The following is a 16,626-nucleotide window of genomic DNA, read 5'->3' as shown; positions in this document are numbered from 1 at the left end:
CGCAACACAAGACGCGACTCAGAACAACCAGCCGGAGTCATGCCTGCATGCAACGCCGTAACTTCCTCAAGACCGTCGGCCTCGGTGCCGCCGGCGTCGCCGCCGCGCCCTTCGTTTCCACCGCCAAGGCGCAGGACACCATCACCTGGGACATGGTCACCTCCTGGCCGACCAATTTCCCGGCCCTGGGCACGGGTGCCAACGATTTCGCCCGGCGCATCGAACAGCTCTCCAACGGCCGCATGCGCATCCGCGTGCATGGCGCGGGTGAGCTGGTGCCCGCCATGGAGGTGTTCGACGCCGTGGCCGCCGGCACCGCCGAGATGGGTCACTCCGCCGCCTACTACTGGCGCGGCAAGGTCGCTGCCTCGCAGTTCTTCACCGCCGTGCCGTTCGGCATGAACACCACCGAAACCAACGCCTGGCTGTACCACGGCGGCGGCCAGGAGCTGTGGGACGAGATCTACGCCAAGCACAACCTGAAGCCGTTCGCGGTCGGCAACACCGGCACCCAGATGGCCGGCTGGTTCAAGAGGGAGATCAACTCCCTGGAGGACATGCGCGGCATCCGCCTGCGCCTGCCGGGCCTGGCCGGCGAAGCGATGAACGCCATCGGCGTGACCACCGTCAACATGCCGGGCGGCGAGATCTTCACCTCCTTGCAGACCGGCGTGCTCGACGCCGCCGACTGGGTCGGCCCGTACAACGACATGGCCTTTGGCCTGCATCAGGTGGCCGACTACTACTACACCTCGGTGTGGAACGAGCCGTCCGCGGTGCTCGAAGGCACCGTCAACCTGGATGCCTGGAACGCCCTGCCCGACGACCTGAAGGACGTGGTGCGCGAAGCGGCCAAGGCGTCCAACCTGGCCATGATCAGCGAGTTCGCCTTCCGCAACGCCCAGGCGCTCGACACCCTGGTGACCGAGCACGGCGTGCAGCTGCGCACCTTCCCCGAGGACGTCATGCAGGCGCTGTACGACGCCTCGCAGCAGGTGATCCAGAACCAGATCGATAACGACCCGGACTCGAAGAAGGTCTACGAATCCTACGTGGCGTTCCAGAAGGTGGTACGCCCGTTCAGCGACATCGGCGAGTTCAGTTACCTGAAGGCACGCGAAGCGGTGGGTGGCTGAACCTCAGCGATCGCTTCGCCGTGAACGTCAAGGGCGCCCGCGTGGCGCCCTTGGCTTTTGTGCAGGCGGCGGGCATTCGCTGAAATAGCGCACGCCCCGGCGTTTCACAGGCCCGGCTGGCGCACCGCGCGAATCCGGCCCTTGTCGTCAAGCGCCACCATCACGAAGCGCGCTTCGGTGACCTTGTGCAGTTCGCTGTTCTCGCGCTCGTGGGGCTGGCGGATCCACACTTCCACGTCGATCTTGACCGAGCTGTGGCCGATTTCGCGCACGGCGGTGAAGATGTTGACCATCGAGCCGACCCGCACCGGGCACAGGAAATCCATGGTTTCGATGGCCACGGTGGCGGTACGGCCCAGCGCTTCGCGGCCTGCGGCCAGCTCGGCGGCCTGGTCCATGTGGCGCACCAGCCAGCCGCCGGGAATGTCGCCGTAGACGTTGGTGTCCTGGCGCGAGGCCAGCAGCTTGAGCGTCAGTTGGCCCTGGGGAGAGGGAACGTCGTCGAGATCGGTCATGGATTGTCGTAAGCTCGGCTTGTTGTTGTCGGTTGAGAGTATTGCAGTGCAGCGCGGACGATGCGTGCGCCATCATAAACGCCTAATGCGAGCGATCCCAGTACTGCGGCGATCTGCCGTCCCATGCCGATGCAGCGTCGCCGTTGCGATGACCGCGTCGCCGCAGCCGAGCGCCAGGCCTGGATCGCCTTGCCCATCGTTGTCCCCGCTCGCCCTCAGGAGTGAACCATGTTGCCAGTCAGCGCTTCGCCTTACCGCCCGGGCCGCCGCCTGTCGCGCTGGCTCGCCGCCTGCCTGCTGCTGCTGGCTGCGTTGGCGGCACGGGCCGAGGCGCCAGTCGGTACCCTGGGCATCGTCGGCTCCGACACCCTGGCCGGGCTGATGCTGCGCTGGGGCGAGCAGCTCGGCGACGCCCATCCAGGCATTCGTTTGCAGCTGCTGGCCAGCGGCTCGGCCAGTGCGCCGCCCGCGCTGACCGCAGGCACCACGCGGCTGGGACCGATGTCGCGGGCCATGAGCGACCGTGAGCGCGAGGCCTTTATCGCCACCCACGGCTACCCGCCGGTGGAGATCGAGGTGGCGCGGGATGCGCTGGCGGTCATCGTGCATCGCCACCATCCGTTGGACAGCCTGAGCCTGGCACAGCTCGATGCGATCTTCTCGCACACGCGCCGCTGCGGCGGAGAGGCGCCGATCGAGCGCTGGTCCGCGCTGGGGGTGACGGCGCCCGCCGGCAGGATCCAGCTGCATGGGCGCAACCGCGCCTCGGGCAGCTACGGCCTGTTTCGCGAGCGCGCTCTGTGCGGCGGCGAGTATCGGCGCCGCCTCAACGAGCACTCCGGCTCGGCCGCCGTGGTCGCCGCCGTCACCGAGAGCCTGGACGCCCTGGGCTATGCCGGGCTTAATCACCTGACCCCCGGGGTCAAGGTGCTGACGCTGACCGATGCGCAGGGGCGCGTGCACCGGCCCGATGCCGCTTCGGTGCAGCGTGGCGACTACCCGCTGGGGCGCTCGCTGTTCGTCTATGCCAACCTGCCGCCGGGTCAGGGCCTGGCGGGGCCGGAGCGCGCCTTCTTCGAGCTGGTCCTGTCGCCCCGCGGCCAGGCCACGGTGACGGAGCTGGGGTTCGTGGCGCTGCCCGAGACCGTGGTCATGCAGCAGCGGCGCCGGCTGGGGCTGGACGACCCCTAGCACCGGCTGTCATTCAACTGTCATCAAGGCGTCTTACTCTTCTGTTCATGACCGAACCTCCCGCCTTTCCCGCTTCCTCCCGCTTCCGTCGACGCCAGTTGCGCGATCGGCTGGCCGGCGTGCTGATTGCCACCGGCGGCATTGCGGTGATCGCGGCAGTGATGGCCATCGGGGCCTTCCTGGCCGTGGAGGTGCTGCCGGCGCTCTTCGCCGGCAGGCTGGACCCGGCGTCGATCCGCCTGTCGCTGTCGCCGCTGGCTTGGGGCACGCTCAAGGCCGCCTTCTGGGCGCTGGTCTTCGCCATTCCCCTGGCGCTGGGGGCAGCCGTGCATTCGTCGCTGTACATGTCGCAGCGCCTGCGCAGCCACCTGAAGCCGACCCTGGAGCTGATGGAGGCGCTGCCCGGGGTGGTGATCGGTTTCGTCGCGGGGCTGGTGCTTGCGCCCTGGATCGAACGCCACCTGGCCGGGGCGCTGGCGCTGCTGCTGACCCTGCCGTTGACCGTGCTGCTGGTGGCCGGGGTGTGGCGCCGGCTGACAGCGCGGCTGCGCCAGCGCGCACCGCTGGCCTGGGCCGGGCTGTGGCTGCTGCCGTGGCTGGCAGCGGTGGCCTTCGCCACTCTGGCGCTCTCCCCGTGGCTGGAGGCGAGCCTCTTCGGCGGCGATCTGCGCGCCTGGCTCGACAGCCGCTTCGGCCTGGACTACGCCACTCGCAATGCCATGATCGTCGGCCTGGCCATGGGCTTTGCCGTCATGCCCAGCGTCTATGCGCTGAGCGAGGAGGCGCTGTCCGGGGTGCCGGCGAGCCTGGGCGAGGGCGCCCAGGCGCTGGGCGCGACCCGCTGGCAGACCCTGTGCCGGGTGGTGCTGCCGGCCGCGGCACCCGGCGTGTTCGCCGCCGTGATGATCGGCACCGGGCGCGCCGTGGGTGAGACCATGATCGTGCTGATGGCCAGCGGCAATACCGCGCTGATGAGCCTGAGCCCGCTGGAAGGCATGCGTACCATGGCGGCCGGCATCGCCGTGGAGCTGCCCGAGGCGATTCCCGGCAGCCAGCCCTACCTGCTGCTGATCCTGGCGGCGCTGCTGCTTTTCCTGTTCACCTTCCTGGTCAACACCCTGGCCGAAATCGTGCGGACGCGGCTGAGGCGCCGCTATCGCTGGCTGGGCAGCGCACCGTGAAGGGTCGCCTGCCGCGTTCGGAGGGGCCCTGGGCCTGGCTCTGTGCCGCCAGCGTGGCCCTGTCGCTGCTGCTGCTGGGCGGTCTGCTCACGCTGATCGCCGTGCGCGGGCTGGCGCTGTTCTGGCCGGCCCCGGTGGAGCTGGTGGCGCTGCATGACGGCGAGCGCCTGGCTGGGCGCGAGATCCGCGAACTGCCGCTGCCCCTCGGCGAAGGTCGCGAGCGGCTCTACTTCACCGCCAACCGCGACCTGGACGGCCATGTGTGGCGCTGGGTGGCGCTGCACGAGATCGCCCGCACCGAGCGCCCCGAGGCGCTGGTCGTGCTAGAGCGCCAGCGCTACGGCGACTTCATCGGCCGGCTGCTGGCGATCGAGCTGGCCGGCGGTGAGCGCTATGGGCAGGAGGCGGCCTGGCCCGCGCTCGAACGGCGCCTGGCCGCGCTGCAGGCGCTGCGAGATGAACGCGAGCGCCTGCGCCGGGAGGCGCTGCGGCCGCTCGTTGCCCACCTGGAGCGAAACCCCAGCGATCGCCAGGCGCAGCAGGCGCTGGCCGAGCTCGATGCGCGCCTTCAGCGGCTGCAGGAGGCGATGCGCGGCGACGTGGCGGTGCTGGAGAGCGTCGACGGGCGCCGCCTGCACCAGCCGCTGGACGAGGTGCTGGCGGCCACCCGGCCCAACGCCATGAGCGGGGCGGCCAAGCTGGCGGCCTGGACGCGAGGGGTGTGGCGCTTTCTCTCCGAGGGGCCGCGGGCGGCCAACACCGCCGGCGGGGTGTGGCCGGCAATCTTCGGCACGGTGCTGATGGTGATGCTGATGTCGCTGCTGGTGACGCCCTTCGGCGTGCTGGCGGCCATCTATCTCAACGAGGTCGCCCACCAGGGCCGCCTGACCCACCTGGTGCGCATCGCGGTGCGCAACCTGGCGGGGGTGCCGTCGATCGTCTACGGCGTGTTCGGGCTGGGGGTGTTCGTCTACGGCATCGGCGGCACGCTGGACGAGTGGTTCTTCAGCGACACCCTGCCGTCGCCCACCTTCGGCACCGGCGGGCTGCTGTGGGCCTCGCTGACCCTGGCGCTGCTGACCCTGCCGGTGGTGGTGGTGGCCACCGAGGAGGGGCTGGCGCGCATCCCGTCGCACCAGCGCGAGGGTGCCCTGGCGCTGGGCGCCACGCGGCTGGAGACCCTGACCCGGGTGGTGCTGCCGATGACGGTGCCGGCCATGCTGACCGGGGTGATCCTGGCCGTGGCGCGGGCCGCCGGGGAAGTGGCTCCGCTGATGCTGGTCGGCGTGGCCAAACTGGCGCCTCAGGTGCCGGTGGACGGCGACTTTCCTTTCCTCCATCTTGAGCGCAAGTTCATGCACCTGGGCTACCACATCTACGACACGGCCTTCCACGGCGACGACGTGCAGGCCGCCATGCCGGTGGTCTATGCCACGGCGCTGCTGCTGGTGCTGGTGATCCTGGTGCTTAACCTGACTGCCATATTGTTGCGGCATCATTTCAGGGTGCGTCACGGCGTGCAGCCGCGCCGCTGACTCGAGGAGTCGTGCATGACCAAACCGCCTGGGCCGCTGCCTTTCGCCACGGGGTCGATCATCGACTTCCCGGCCGAGGCCAGCTGCCTGCAGATCGAAGGGCTGACGCTGGCCTACGGCGGCAAGCCGGCGCTCAAGGGGCTCACCCTGCGCGTTCCCCGCCACCGCGTCACGGCCTTCATCGGCCCGTCGGGGTGCGGCAAGTCGACCCTGCTGCGTGCGCTCAACCGCCTGCATGACCTCAACGACGAGGTCAGCCACGCCGGGCGGATCCTGCTCGAGGGCCAGGACATCCACGCGCCGGAGGTGGCGGTGGACGAGCTGAGGCGGCGGGTCGGCATGGTGTTCCAGGTGCCCAACCCCTTCCCCATGTCGATCTACGAGAACGTGGCCTTCGGGCTGCGCCTGCTGGGCGGCATGCGCAAGCGGCAGATGGACGATACCGTCGAGTGGGCGCTCAACGCCGCCGCGCTGTGGGACGAGGTGAAGGATCGCCTGCGCGCCTCGGCCTGGTCGCTCTCGGGCGGCCAGCAGCAGCGTCTGGTGATCGCCCGTTCGCTGGCGGTACGCCCCGAGGTGCTGCTGCTCGACGAGCCCGCCTCGGCGCTGGATCCGATCTCGACGCTGAAGGTCGAGGAGCTGATCCGGCGGCTGAAGTCGCAGCTCACCCTGGTGCTGGTCACGCACAACATGCAGCAGGCGGCGCGGGTGTCGGACTACACCGCCTTCCTGCAGCACGGCGAGCTGGTGGAGTACGCCCCCACCGACACGCTGTTCACCAACCCGAGCCTGAAGAGCACCGAGAACTACATCACCGGCCGCATGGCCTGAAGCGGCCGCTACGGCGGCCCGAGGAGGAACCCATGGATATCACCAGCGACACCCATAGCCAGCATATCTCGCGCCAGTTCAACCAAGAGCTGGAGGCGCTCAAGACCCAACTGATGACCATGGGGGGCCTGGTCGAGCAGCAGGTGCAGGAGGCGGTGCAGGCCCTGCTCGAAGGCGACAGCCGCCTGGCGGAGAAGGTCCGCGACCGCGACCGTGAAGTGAACGCCATGCAGCTCAAGATCGACGACGAGTGCACCCGGGTGCTGGCCCGCCGCCAGCCGGCGGCCTCCGACCTGCGCCTGGTGCTGGCGGTGATCCGCGCCACCGCCGACCTGGAGCGGATCGGCGACGAGGCCAGCAAGATCGCACGCAACGCCCTGAGCCTGACCGAAGGCGGCGGCAGCGTACGCGGCCTGGTCGAGGTGCGCCACATCAGCGAGCACGTGCGGCGCATGCTGCGCGATGCGCTGACCGCCTTCGCCCGCTTCGATACCGAGCTGGCGCTGCAGGTGGTGCGCGAGGACGAGTCGGTCGACGATGAGTACAGCAGTGCCATGCGCTCGTTGATGACCTTCATGATGGAGGACAGCCGCGCCATCGGCCCGGTGCTCAGCGTCATGTGGGTACTGCGCGCGCTGGAGCGGGTCGGCGACCACGCCGACAACCTGGCCGAATATGTCATCTACCTGGTGAAGGGGCTCGACATTCGCCATATGGACCCGGGCCAGCTCGACGCCGGCGCCCTGGCCCGCAAGTAAGCCGCCCAAGGGAGAGCCGATGCAAGCACAGACCGCCCTGCTGCGCGGCGTGAAGCTGGTCTACCGCCGCGGCCTGCGCCGCTACGTCTACGCGCCGATTGCCATCAACCTGAGCGTCTACGCGGCCATGCTCTACTACGTGGTCACCCGCTTCGGCGAATGGCTGGCGGCCTGGCTGGCGCTGGTGCCGGCTTGGCTGGTCTGGCTCGAATGGCTGCTCTGGCCGCTGTTCGTGGTCAGCCTGGTGCTGATCGTGTTCTTCACCTTCTCGCTGGTGACCCACCTGATCGCCGCGCCCTTCTACGGCTTTCTGGCCGCCAAGGTGGAGGTCGAGGCCACCGGCCGCCCGCCGCTGGACGACCGCGGCCTGGCGCGTACCGCGGTGGACGCGCTGGGCCGCGAGCTGGTCAAGCTGGGCTACATCCTGCCGCGCATGCTGGCGCTGTTCGCGCTCAGCTGGGTGCCGGGGCTGAACGTCGTCGCGCCGTTCCTCTGGGCGCTGTTCTCGGCCTGGATCATGGCCATCACCTACCTCGACTACCCGATGGACAACAACAAGGTGAGCTTTGCCGACATGCGCCGGCGGCTGGCGGCGCGCTCCTGGCAGACCCTTACCTTCGGCGGCTGGGTTACCCTGATTACCTGGCTGCCGCTGGCCAACCTGCTGCTGCTGCCGGGCGCGGTGGCCGGCGCGGTGCTGATGTGGGAAAGCCACTATCGCGGCCTGCCGAGCGAGCGCTGAACGCCGGCGTTCAGTCGGGCCTGGTGGGGGTGGCGGACGGGCTGAGCGTGCCGGATGCAGGAGCCAGCGCGGCTGTCGGAGCAGGCGGTGTGGCGGGCAGGGCGACCAGCCGCGCGGCGGGAAACACGCAGCGGAACAGGGCGCCCTGGCCGGGGTGCGACTCGATCTCGAGGCTGGCGTCGTGGCGCAGCAGCACGTGCTTGACGATGGCCAGCCCCAGGCCGGTGCCGCCGGTGGCGTTGCTGCGGCCCTTGTCGACCCGGTAGAAGCGCTCGGTGAGTCGCGGCAGGTGGATTGGGTCGATGCCTTCGCCGTTGTCCTCGACCTCGAGGCAGGCGCCCAGGGGGTGCGGGCGCCAGCGCAGCTCGATGCGGCAGCCTTCGCCGGTATAGCGCACCGCATTGAACAGCAGATTGGACAGCGCGCTGTGGATCTCCTGCTCGCTGCCGAGCAGGCCCCGCGGCTCGCTGATCGAGAGCGTGATCCGCTGGCGCCCGGCCGACAGCGCTTCGCCGTCGCGCTGGATGCGCGCCAGCAGCTCGGGCATCGCCAGCGCCAGGTGATCCTCGCCGCCCTGGTCGATCTCCAGCCGCGACAGCAGCAGCAGGTCGTTGACCAGGTTCTGCATGCGCGCGGTCTGCTCTTGCATGCGGCCAAGCCCCTTGGCCAGGCGCGGCGGCAGCAGCTCGGCGGTGTCGGCGTAGGTTTCCAGGTAGCCGGCCAGTACGGTCAGCGGCGTCCGCAGCTCGTGGGAGACGTTGGCGACGAAGTCGCGGCGCATCTCCTCGAGGCGGTGCAGGCGGGTGATGTCGCGCGCCATCACCAGGCGCTCGTCGTCGCCGTACAGGGTGATCTGGAACTGCAGCACCCGACGCTCGTCCACCGGCGAGGTCAGCGTCAGCGGCTCCCGGTAGGCCCGGGCGTTGAAGTAGGCCACGAAGCGCGGGTCGCGGATCAGGTTGGTGATGTGCTGGCCGCGGTCGTGGGCGGGCTCCAGCCCCAGCATCGCCTCGGCGGCGCTGTTCCACCACTCAAGGTCGCCGTGGGGGTCGAGCATCACCACGCTGTCGCGCATCGCCTCGGAGGACTCCTGGATGCGCTTGAGGGTCGCCTGCAGGCGGCCCTGGGTGTGGCGCTGACCCTTCTGGTAGCGGTAGAGGCGATCGAACAGGTCGCCCCACAGGCCGGCGGCGGCGGGCGGTTCGTCGTGGGGGCGGCGGATCAGCCAGTTGCGCAGGGCGTGCAGCTGGCGCAGGTGGTAGGCCAGGCAGGCGGCCAGGCCCACCGCGAGCCCCAACCCCGGCGCCGAGAACAGCCAGCCGACCAGGCTGCCGGCGGCTCCCAGCAGGCCGATGCGCCAGACCTCCCGGCTCCAGGGGCGCACGTCAGCCCTTGTTGGAGAAGCGGTAGCCGGTGCCCCGCACAGTCTGGATCAGGTGCTGGTGGGCGTCGCCCAGGGCCTTGCGCAGGCGGCGGATGTGTACGTCCACGGTGCGCTCCTCCACGTAGACGTTACCGCCCCACACCTGGTCGAGCAGCTGGCTGCGGGTGTAGGCGCGCTCCTGGTGGGTCATGAAGAACTGCAGCAGACGGTACTCGGTGGGGCCCATCTCCAGCGCCTGGCCATGGGCGCTGACGCGATGGCTGACGGGGTCGAGCTGCAGGCCGTCGACCTCCACCGGCTCCTCGACGCCGCGCGGCGTGGTGCGCCGCAGCACCGCCTTGAGCCGGGCCACCAGCTCGCGGGGCGAGAACGGCTTGGTGATGTAGTCGTCGGCGCCGGCTTCCAGGCCGAGGATCTTGTTGTCCTCTTCGCTCTTGGCGGTCAGCAGGATGATCGGCAGCTCGCGGGTGGCTTCCTCGCGCTTGAGCCGGCGCGCCAGCTCGATGCCGCTGGTGCCGGGCATCATCCAGTCGAGCAGCAGCAGGTCAGGCTGATGGTCGATGATCATGGCGTGGGCGCTCTGGGCGTTGGCCGCTTCCAGCACGCGGTAGTCTGCCATCTCCAGCGCGACGGCGATCATCTCTCGGATCGGCGCCTCGTCATCGACGATCAAAACGGTCTTGGCAGTCATCCCGTTGCCTCATGTTGCGTGACGTTCGATGACGATATCACCACGTTATCATGACAGTAGGATGACATGGCCGCCAGCGCTCAGCCCAGTTCGGGCCACAGGCTCAGCGCGATCCCGGCGAACAGCAAGAGCCCCGACCAGTGGTTGTTGAGAAAGGCCTGGAAGCAGCGCTCGCGCTCGCGCGTCCTGATCAGGAACTGCTGGTGCACGAAGGTAGCCGCCATGCCTGCCAGGCCCAGCCAGTAGAACAGGCCAAGCCCCAGGCGCACCCCGGCCCAGCCCAGCAGGCCCAGCGTCACCAGCTGCAGCAGGCCGATCATGGCCCGGTCGGCGCGGCCGAACAGCACCGCAGTGGACTTGATGCCGATCTTCAGGTCGTCGTCGCGGTCGACCATGGCGTATTGGGTATCGTAGGCCACCGTCCAGGCCACGTTGGCGGCGAACAGCAGCCACGCTTCGAAGGGCACCTGGCCGAGCACGGCGCCGAAGGCCATGGGAATCGCCCATGAGAAGGCGGCACCCAGGAACAGCTGCGGCAGGTGGGTGTAGCGCTTCATGAAGGGATAGATGAAGGCCAGGGCCACGCCCACCAGCGACAGCAGCACGGTGAACAGGTTGGTGAACAGCACCAGCACGAAGGCGGCGGCGACCAGGGCGGCGAACAGCAGCTTGGCCTCGCGCTCGCTGATGCGCCCGGTGGCCAGGGGGCGGTTTCGCGTGCGCTTGACGTGGCCGTCGAAGTGGCGGTCGGCGTAGTCGTTCACCACGCAGCCGGCCGCACGCATCAGGTAGACCCCGGCGACGAAGATCAGCAGCAGGTGGCGCTCGGGCAGGCCTTCGGCGGCCACCCACAGCGCCCATAGTGTCGGCCACATCAGCAGCCAGGTACCGATGGGGCGATCCAGCCGCATCAGCTGCAGGAAGTCGGGCAAGCGGGCCAGGCCGCTGGGGTGGAGCAACGAGCGATCCATCGAGTCCTCCTTATGCAATGACGTTTATCCTAGCGTGCGGGAAGGCCGAGTTCCTCCGCCATCGCGTCGAGGAAGAACTCCTGCACCAGCACTGCAAAGCGGCCGTGGCGGAACACCGAACGCCGGCCCCAGGGGCCGTCCAGCGCATGGAAGGGGGCGCTGGCGCGGGTGATCTCGATGGGGCTGCGCTCGAGGTCCGGCTGGCGGAACAGCCAGCTGCCCAGCGAGCGCTCGCCCAGCCGGTCAAGGCGCTGGCCGCGCAGCAGCGCCAGGGAGGCCACCGAGCGCGCCACCACCCAGGGGCGCTCGTCGAGGCACAGGGCGACCTCGCGGCGCCATGCCAGGCGGTCGCAGGGCAGGCCGAGGGCCTGGGCTTCGTCGGGCCGCGGCCGGTCGAGGCGCTGGTCGAGCAGGCGCACGCGAAAGCGACGCTCGGCGCCGGCCGCGATCAGGCGGGCGGTGAGCGAATCGCGCGAGGCTACCCACTGCCACCAGCCCGGGCTCATGGCAGGCCGGCTCGCCGCCAGCGGCCGCCAGATGGGGTAACGGTGTGCATGGCCTTGCTGCGCCGTGGGGGTCCGGGCCACCGGCTCTCTCCGGGTCGACTGGGGGCGCATAGTGTAACATGCGGCCTTGCCACGATTCCTCGTGCAGGGCCGCATGTCGCGGTCCCGGCAACCGGCAGGGAGTCCCATGACCGCACCTCTGATCCTCATCGGCTCCGGCATGGCCGCCATCGGCCTGGCGCGCCAGCTGCGCGCCCTCGACCCCGAGCGTGCGCTGACCCTGATCACCGCCGACAGCGGCGACGAGTACGCCAAGCCGCTGCTCTCCACCGGCTTCGCCAAGCGCCTGCCGCCGTCGCGGCTGGCCGTGCGCTCGGCCCTGGCGCTGGCCGACCAGCTGGGGGCGGTGGTGCGCACCCACACCCGCGTCGAGGCCATCGACCCCCAGGCCCGCACCCTGCAGCTTGGCGCCGAGCGGCTGCCCTATGGCACGCTGGTGCTGGCTACCGGAGCCGCGCCCGCGGTGCCGTTCGCCGTGCCCGCTGCCGTCGCTGCTCGCGTGCACACCATCAACGACCTCGATGACTATCGGCGCTTCCATGCCGCCCTGGAGGCGCTGGGGCGGCCGGCCCGGGTCGCCATCATCGGCGCCGGCCTGGTGGGCTGCGAATTCGCCAATGACCTGCTCGTCGGTGGGCATGCGGTGAGCCTGGTGGCGCCAGAGCGCACGCCGCTGCCGCGGCTGCTGCCCGAGCCGCTGGGGCGCGCCCTGGGGAGCGCCTTCGCTGCGGCGGGCATGGCCCTGCGCCTGGGACGTGGCCTTGAGGCATTGGAGAGCGTTGGCGCCGATGTCGTCCTGCGGCTCGACGACGGCACTGGGCTTGAGGCGGACCTGGTGCTGGTGGCCACCGGGCTACGGCCGCGCACCGAGCTGGCGGCAGCGGCGGGGCTGGCGACCTTGCCGGCCGGCATTGTGGTCGACCACTACCTGGCCACCTCGTCGCCCGGCATCTTTGCCCTTGGCGATGCGGCCTGCGTGGCAGGGGTCAACGCCATGTACGTGCCACCGCTGCAGGCTAGCGCCAAGGCGCTGGCCCGTACCCTGGCCGGTACGCCCACCGCCGTGCACTACGCCGCCTGGCCGGTGGTAGTGAAAACCCCGCTGCTGCCGGTGGTGGCCTATCCGCCCGCCGAGGCACCGGCGCGCTGGCGCATCGAAGGGGAGGGAGCCGACCTGGCCGCCTTCGCCGAAACCCAGGACGAGCGTTTGATCGGTTTTGCGTTGACAGGCGCCAGCGTGCGGCGGAAAGTTGAGCTGGCGCGAGCCGTGCCGCCGTTGCTAGGCTAGTCTCGTCGGCGCCGCGGGGCTTTCCCGCGGGCAAACTGACGAACACCTCGCTTGACGCTTTCCAGGAGCAGGGGCGATCTTCACACGCGGATCACCACACGCAAGGGAACGAGCTCTCCGGCAAAGCGGTGGGCGGTTTGCGATCCATTCGACGCGCTGATAACAACACCACGGCATCCATGCCGGCAACCAGCCAATACCAGGAGGGCTTTTATGCGCAAGCCAGAACTTGCAGCGGCCATCGCAGAACGGGCGGAACTTTCAAAGGACAAGGCCAGCCAGGTGCTGAACGTCATTCTCGACGAGATCACCGGCAGCGTGGCCCAGGGCCAGGACGTCTCGCTGATCGGCTTCGGTACCTTCACCGTGCGCGAGCGTGCCGCTCGCACCGGCAAGAACCCGCAGACCGGCCAGCCGCTGGCCATTCCCGCCAGCAAGACCGTGGCCTTCAAGCCGGGCAAGGGGCTCAAGGATGCCGTCGGCAAGGGCTGATGCCCGCCCGCGTGCCGTCACCCTGCGGCCTGCCCCGGCAGGCCGTCGCCCGCCTGCCTGTGAGTCGATCCCATCATGAAGCTGCGACTGATGCTCTGGCTGCTGGGCCTGCTGCTCAAGCGCGCCTCGCGCCGCAAGCCGCAATTTCGCCAGCAGCTGGCCGAGCTGCGACGCCTCGACTGGGGCATCGCCACCGAAGACCTGTCGGTCGCCCGCCACTACCGCATGTCGCCGCACGGCATCCGCAGCGGCGCGGGGCTGCCGGTCGACCTCGACCTGGAGCTGCGCTTCGAGGATGAAGCCACCGCCTTGGCGGTGCTGCGCAAGCCGACCCAGCGGGCCTTCCTTGACGGCATGATGGCCGGCAAGGTGCGCCTGGTCGGTGACTCGGGTGATCTCAACAAGCTGCAAAAGCTGCTCAAGCACCTCTGATGGCGTGCCGTGCGTCTGCTCACCGCGCCCTGCCCGCCTTCCGGGCGGATTCCTGCCATGGCATCCCAGCCGGAATCGACCATGTCGTCCCATGACAGCGTGTGGCAAGCCTCGCTCGAGGACTTCTGCCACGCCATCGAGGCGCGCTCCATGCCGGGCTGCGGCGCGGCGGCAGCGGTGAGTGCCGGGATCGGGCTGGCGCTGGTGCTCAAGGGGCTGCGGCTCGGCGAGGAAACGGCAGAGGCACCCGGGCGCAGCGCCCTGATCGCACGTGGCAATGCGCTGCGCCAGCGGCTTGCGCACCTGGCCGACGACGATATCGCCGGCTTCGAGGCCTACCTGGCGGCGCAGCGGCTGCCCCACCGCACGCCTGGGCAGGCGCGGCAGCGAGACGAGGCGCGCCAGCAGGCGCTGCTGGCGGCCTGCCGCGTGCCGCTGCAGATCGCCCGCGGCTGCTGCGACGGCCTGGCGCTGGGCAGCGAGGCGCTGGCGCATACCGCGGCGGCGCTGCAAAGCGACACCCGCGCCGGGCTGCAGCTGCTGGCTGCCGCCTTCGATGCGGTGCTGGTGGGCCTCGACGACAACCTCCCGGGTCTGGCGGACTCTCAGCAGCGCGCCGACCTCGCCGAAGAGCGCGACCGCCTGCGACAAGAGGCCGAGCGCCGACGACCCTGACCTCCTATGCCTCCTTCACTCTCGCTTTCGCTGCGGCGCCTGTGGACGCTGGACAAGTTCGCCTACAGCCTGCGGGTCTTCCTCGCCTTCAGCGGTGCGCTGTTGCTGAGCTGGTCGCTGGCCGACTTCGCCCTGGTGCTGCCGCTGTTCCTCGGCATCATCGCCAGCGCCCTGTCGGAGACCGACGACAGCTGGCAGGGTCGCCTGCAGGCGCTGGCGGTCACCCTGGTCTGTTTTGCCGTGGCGTCGTTTGCGGTGCGCTGGCTGTTCCCCTGGCCCTGGCTGTTCGCGCTGATGCTGGGGCTGTCGACGTTCGTGCTGGTGATGCTGGGGGCGGTAGGGCAGCGCTACGCCACCATCGCCTCCGGCACGCTGATCCTGGCGATCTATACCATGATCAACATCGAGCAGCAGGGCGGCGGCGCGCACGACAGCTGGGCCCAGACCCTGCTGCTGCTGTCGGGCGCCGCCTGGTACGGGGTGATCTCGGTGGTGTGGTGCGCGCTATTCTCACGCCAGCCGGTCAAGCAGAGCATGGCCCTGCTCTATCGCGAACTGGGCCGCTACCTGATCCTCAAGTCGGCGCTGTTCGAACCGCTGCGCGGGCTCGACCTGGAGGCGCGCCGGCTGGCGCTGGCGCGACAGAACGGCCGCGTGGTGGAGGCCATGAACCAGGCCAAGGAGATGATCTTCCGCCGCCTCGAAGGCCAGCGCGGCAATCGCCAGCTCAATCGCTACCTGCGCGTGTACTTCATCGCCCAGGATATCCACGAGCGGGCCAGCTCGTCGCACTACCCCTATGCGCAGCTGACCGAGGCTTTCTTCCACCACGACGTGCTGTTCCGCTGCCAGCGCCTGCTCGACCAGCAGGGCCAGGCCTGCCGGCGGCTGGGCAAGGCACTGCTGCTCAATCGACCTTTCGAGCATGCCCAGAGCGAACAGGCGCTGGCCGATCTGCGTGCCTCCATCGCTCACCTCAAGGCCATGCGCAACCCGGCCTGGCGTGAACTGATGCCGCCGCTGGGCGGCCTGGCCGACAATCTCGCCACCTTGGAACAGCAGTTGGCCCAGGCCCACAATCCCGACGCCGATGACGGGTTGGGCGATCCCAGTCTGTTCAATCGTTCGCCGGTGACCCTCAAGGAGGCCTGGGAGCGCATCCGCCTCAACCTGACGGTGGGCTCGCCCACCTTCCGCCACGCGGTACGCCTGCCGCTGGCGCTGCTGGCGGGCTACGCGCTGCTGCAGCTGATCCAGCCGAGCCAGGGCTTCTGGATTCTGCTGACCACGCTGTTCGTCTGCCGCCCCAACTTCGCCGCCACGCGCCGCTTTCTGACCCAGCGCATCCTCGGCACCGTGCTCGGCCTGGTGGCAGGCTGGGCGCTGATCAGTCTGTTCCCCGGCATGCTGACCCAGACGCTGATCGCCGTGATGGCCGGGGTGACCTTCTTTGCCAGCCGCGAGAAGCACTACGTACTGGCCACCGCCGCCATCACCCTGATGGCGCTGAGCAGCTTCAACCAGGTCGGGCATGGCTTCGATCTGATCTGGCCGCGGCTGTTCGATACCCTGATCGGCGCGCTGATCGCGGGGGTGGCGGTGTTCTTCATCCTGCCCGACTGGCAGGGGCGGCGGCTGCATCGCCAGGCGGCCGCCACGCTGGAAGCCAGCTGCCATTACCTCGACGAGATTCTGCGCCAGTACGAGAGCGGCAAGCAGGACGACCTCGCCTACCGCCTGGCGCGGCGCAACGCGCATAACGCCGATGCCGCGCTGTCGAGTCTGCTGGCCAACGTGCTGCAGGAACCCGAGCCCTACCGTCGTCACGTGGCTGATGATGGCTTCCGCTTCCTGGTGCTGTCGCACACCCTGCTGGGCTATCTCTCGGCGCTGGGGGCGCACCGCCAGCGGCTGGGCGAGGAGGCCGACGATACCCGGCTGCTGCCGGTGGCACGTGGCATCGTGGCGTACCTGCAGCAGCTGGCGGCAGGTCTGGCCCGGCGCGAGATGAGCGACGGGCTGGCCGAGCAGCGCGAGGCGCTGATGGCGGCGCTGGAACAGGCGACCCAGGCCTTTGCCAGCGATGCGGCGGACGACGGCTACCACCCGCTGCACATGCCGCTGCTGCTGATCGTGCGCCAGCTGGAGCCGCTGACCGAGGCCGCGCAGCGCCTCAGCGTGCGGCGCCAGCGCGGCGACGGGCCCGCTGCGCTGGCGGCCACCGGCTAGCCGGGCGGG

17 protein-coding genes are annotated in these 16,626 nt (G+C 69.7%); 12 read left to right on the top strand and 5 right to left on the bottom strand.

Going from position 1 to position 16,626, the window contains the following annotated elements; translation table 11 throughout:
- Positions 1-47 precede the first annotated feature (47 nt).
- Positions 48-1,136: a TRAP transporter substrate-binding protein gene (locus tag ACT7B3_RS17430; RefSeq protein ID WP_444678910.1), complete on the top strand. Its 1,089-nt coding sequence runs from the start codon at positions 48-50 to the stop codon at positions 1,134-1,136.
- A gap of 104 nt (positions 1,137-1,240) precedes the next feature.
- On the opposite strand, the gene ACT7B3_RS17425 is transcribed toward ACT7B3_RS17430, so the two are convergent.
- Positions 1,241-1,651, bottom strand: a complete 411-nt coding sequence (locus ACT7B3_RS17425) for an acyl-CoA thioesterase (RefSeq protein ID WP_444678911.1) — start codon at positions 1,649-1,651, stop codon at positions 1,241-1,243.
- A 228-nt stretch (positions 1,652-1,879) separates the two neighbouring features.
- Between ACT7B3_RS17425 and ACT7B3_RS17420 the strand changes: the two genes are divergently transcribed.
- Genes ACT7B3_RS17420 through cysZ form a run of 6 tightly spaced genes read left to right on the top strand, consistent with a single transcriptional unit; the run spans position 1,880 to position 7,889 of the window.
- The gene (locus ACT7B3_RS17420) at positions 1,880-2,842 is read left to right on the top strand and encodes a PstS family phosphate ABC transporter substrate-binding protein (RefSeq protein ID WP_445158796.1); all 963 of its coding nucleotides are present in this window, start codon (positions 1,880-1,882) and stop codon (positions 2,840-2,842) included.
- Positions 2,843-2,889: 47 nt separating this feature from the next.
- Positions 2,890-4,023: an ABC transporter permease subunit gene (locus ACT7B3_RS17415; RefSeq protein WP_444678914.1), complete on the top strand. Its 1,134-nt coding sequence runs from the start codon at positions 2,890-2,892 to the stop codon at positions 4,021-4,023.
- Positions 4,020-5,558: a phosphate ABC transporter permease PstA gene (pstA, locus tag ACT7B3_RS17410; RefSeq protein WP_445158795.1), complete on the top strand. Its 1,539-nt coding sequence runs from the start codon at positions 4,020-4,022 to the stop codon at positions 5,556-5,558. Before ACT7B3_RS17415 ends, pstA begins: the two co-directional genes overlap by 4 nt.
- A 15-nt stretch (positions 5,559-5,573) precedes the next feature.
- Positions 5,574-6,389 carry a phosphate ABC transporter ATP-binding protein PstB gene (gene pstB / locus ACT7B3_RS17405; protein WP_445158794.1) on the top strand — a complete coding sequence of 272 codons (816 nt, stop codon included), beginning with the start codon at positions 5,574-5,576 and terminating at the stop codon, positions 6,387-6,389.
- Between the two features lie 32 nt (positions 6,390-6,421).
- Entirely contained in the window at positions 6,422-7,147 is a 726-nt protein-coding gene (gene phoU / locus ACT7B3_RS17400) for a phosphate signaling complex protein PhoU (protein WP_444679419.1), read from the top strand.
- Positions 7,148-7,166: 19 nt separating this feature from the next.
- On the top strand, positions 7,167-7,889 hold the full coding sequence (gene cysZ / locus ACT7B3_RS17395; RefSeq protein WP_445158793.1) for a sulfate transporter CysZ: 723 nt from the start codon (positions 7,167-7,169) through the stop codon (positions 7,887-7,889).
- 10 nt (positions 7,890-7,899) lie between these two features.
- Here cysZ and phoR read toward each other — a convergent pair whose 3' ends face one another.
- From phoR to ACT7B3_RS17375, 4 genes are all read right to left on the bottom strand, one after another.
- Positions 7,900-9,273, bottom strand: coding sequence for a phosphate regulon sensor histidine kinase PhoR (gene phoR / locus ACT7B3_RS17390; RefSeq protein WP_445158792.1), 1,374 nt, complete (start codon positions 9,271-9,273; stop codon positions 7,900-7,902).
- A 1-nt stretch (position 9,274) separates the two neighbouring features.
- The gene (gene phoB, locus ACT7B3_RS17385) at positions 9,275-9,964 is read right to left on the bottom strand and encodes a phosphate regulon transcriptional regulator PhoB (RefSeq protein ID WP_444678916.1); all 690 of its coding nucleotides are present in this window, start codon (positions 9,962-9,964) and stop codon (positions 9,275-9,277) included.
- An 80-nt stretch (positions 9,965-10,044) separates the two neighbouring features.
- Positions 10,045-10,935, bottom strand: a complete 891-nt coding sequence (ubiA, locus tag ACT7B3_RS17380; protein WP_445158791.1) for a 4-hydroxybenzoate octaprenyltransferase — start codon at positions 10,933-10,935, stop codon at positions 10,045-10,047.
- Positions 10,936-10,964: 29 nt separating this feature from the next.
- Positions 10,965-11,522 carry a chorismate--pyruvate lyase family protein gene (locus tag ACT7B3_RS17375; protein ID WP_445158790.1) on the bottom strand — a complete coding sequence of 186 codons (558 nt, stop codon included), beginning with the start codon at positions 11,520-11,522 and terminating at the stop codon, positions 10,965-10,967.
- Positions 11,523-11,628: 106 nt separating this feature from the next.
- Here ACT7B3_RS17375 and ACT7B3_RS17370 point away from each other — a divergent pair, with 106 nt between their 5' ends.
- The 5 genes from ACT7B3_RS17370 (at position 11,629) to yccS (ending at position 16,617) form a co-directional block, all read left to right on the top strand.
- Positions 11,629-12,789: an NAD(P)/FAD-dependent oxidoreductase gene (locus ACT7B3_RS17370; protein WP_445158789.1), complete on the top strand. Its 1,161-nt coding sequence runs from the start codon at positions 11,629-11,631 to the stop codon at positions 12,787-12,789.
- A gap of 213 nt (positions 12,790-13,002) precedes the next feature.
- Entirely contained in the window at positions 13,003-13,281 is a 279-nt protein-coding gene (locus tag ACT7B3_RS17365) for an HU family DNA-binding protein (protein WP_010625919.1), read from the top strand.
- Between the two features lie 75 nt (positions 13,282-13,356).
- Positions 13,357-13,713, top strand: coding sequence for a hypothetical protein (locus tag ACT7B3_RS17360; RefSeq protein WP_444678918.1), 357 nt, complete (start codon positions 13,357-13,359; stop codon positions 13,711-13,713).
- Between the two features lie 57 nt (positions 13,714-13,770).
- The gene (locus ACT7B3_RS17355) at positions 13,771-14,388 is read left to right on the top strand and encodes a cyclodeaminase/cyclohydrolase family protein (RefSeq protein WP_444678919.1); all 618 of its coding nucleotides are present in this window, start codon (positions 13,771-13,773) and stop codon (positions 14,386-14,388) included.
- A gap of 6 nt (positions 14,389-14,394) precedes the next feature.
- On the top strand, positions 14,395-16,617 hold the full coding sequence (gene yccS / locus ACT7B3_RS17350; protein WP_445158788.1) for a YccS family putative transporter: 2,223 nt from the start codon (positions 14,395-14,397) through the stop codon (positions 16,615-16,617).
- The last annotated feature ends 9 nt before the right edge of the window (positions 16,618-16,626 follow it).

This window comes from Halomonas sp. E14 (assembly GCF_052568415.1).
Note: the sequence above shows the minus strand (reverse complement) of the source record. Positions and strands in the feature narration are given on the sequence as shown.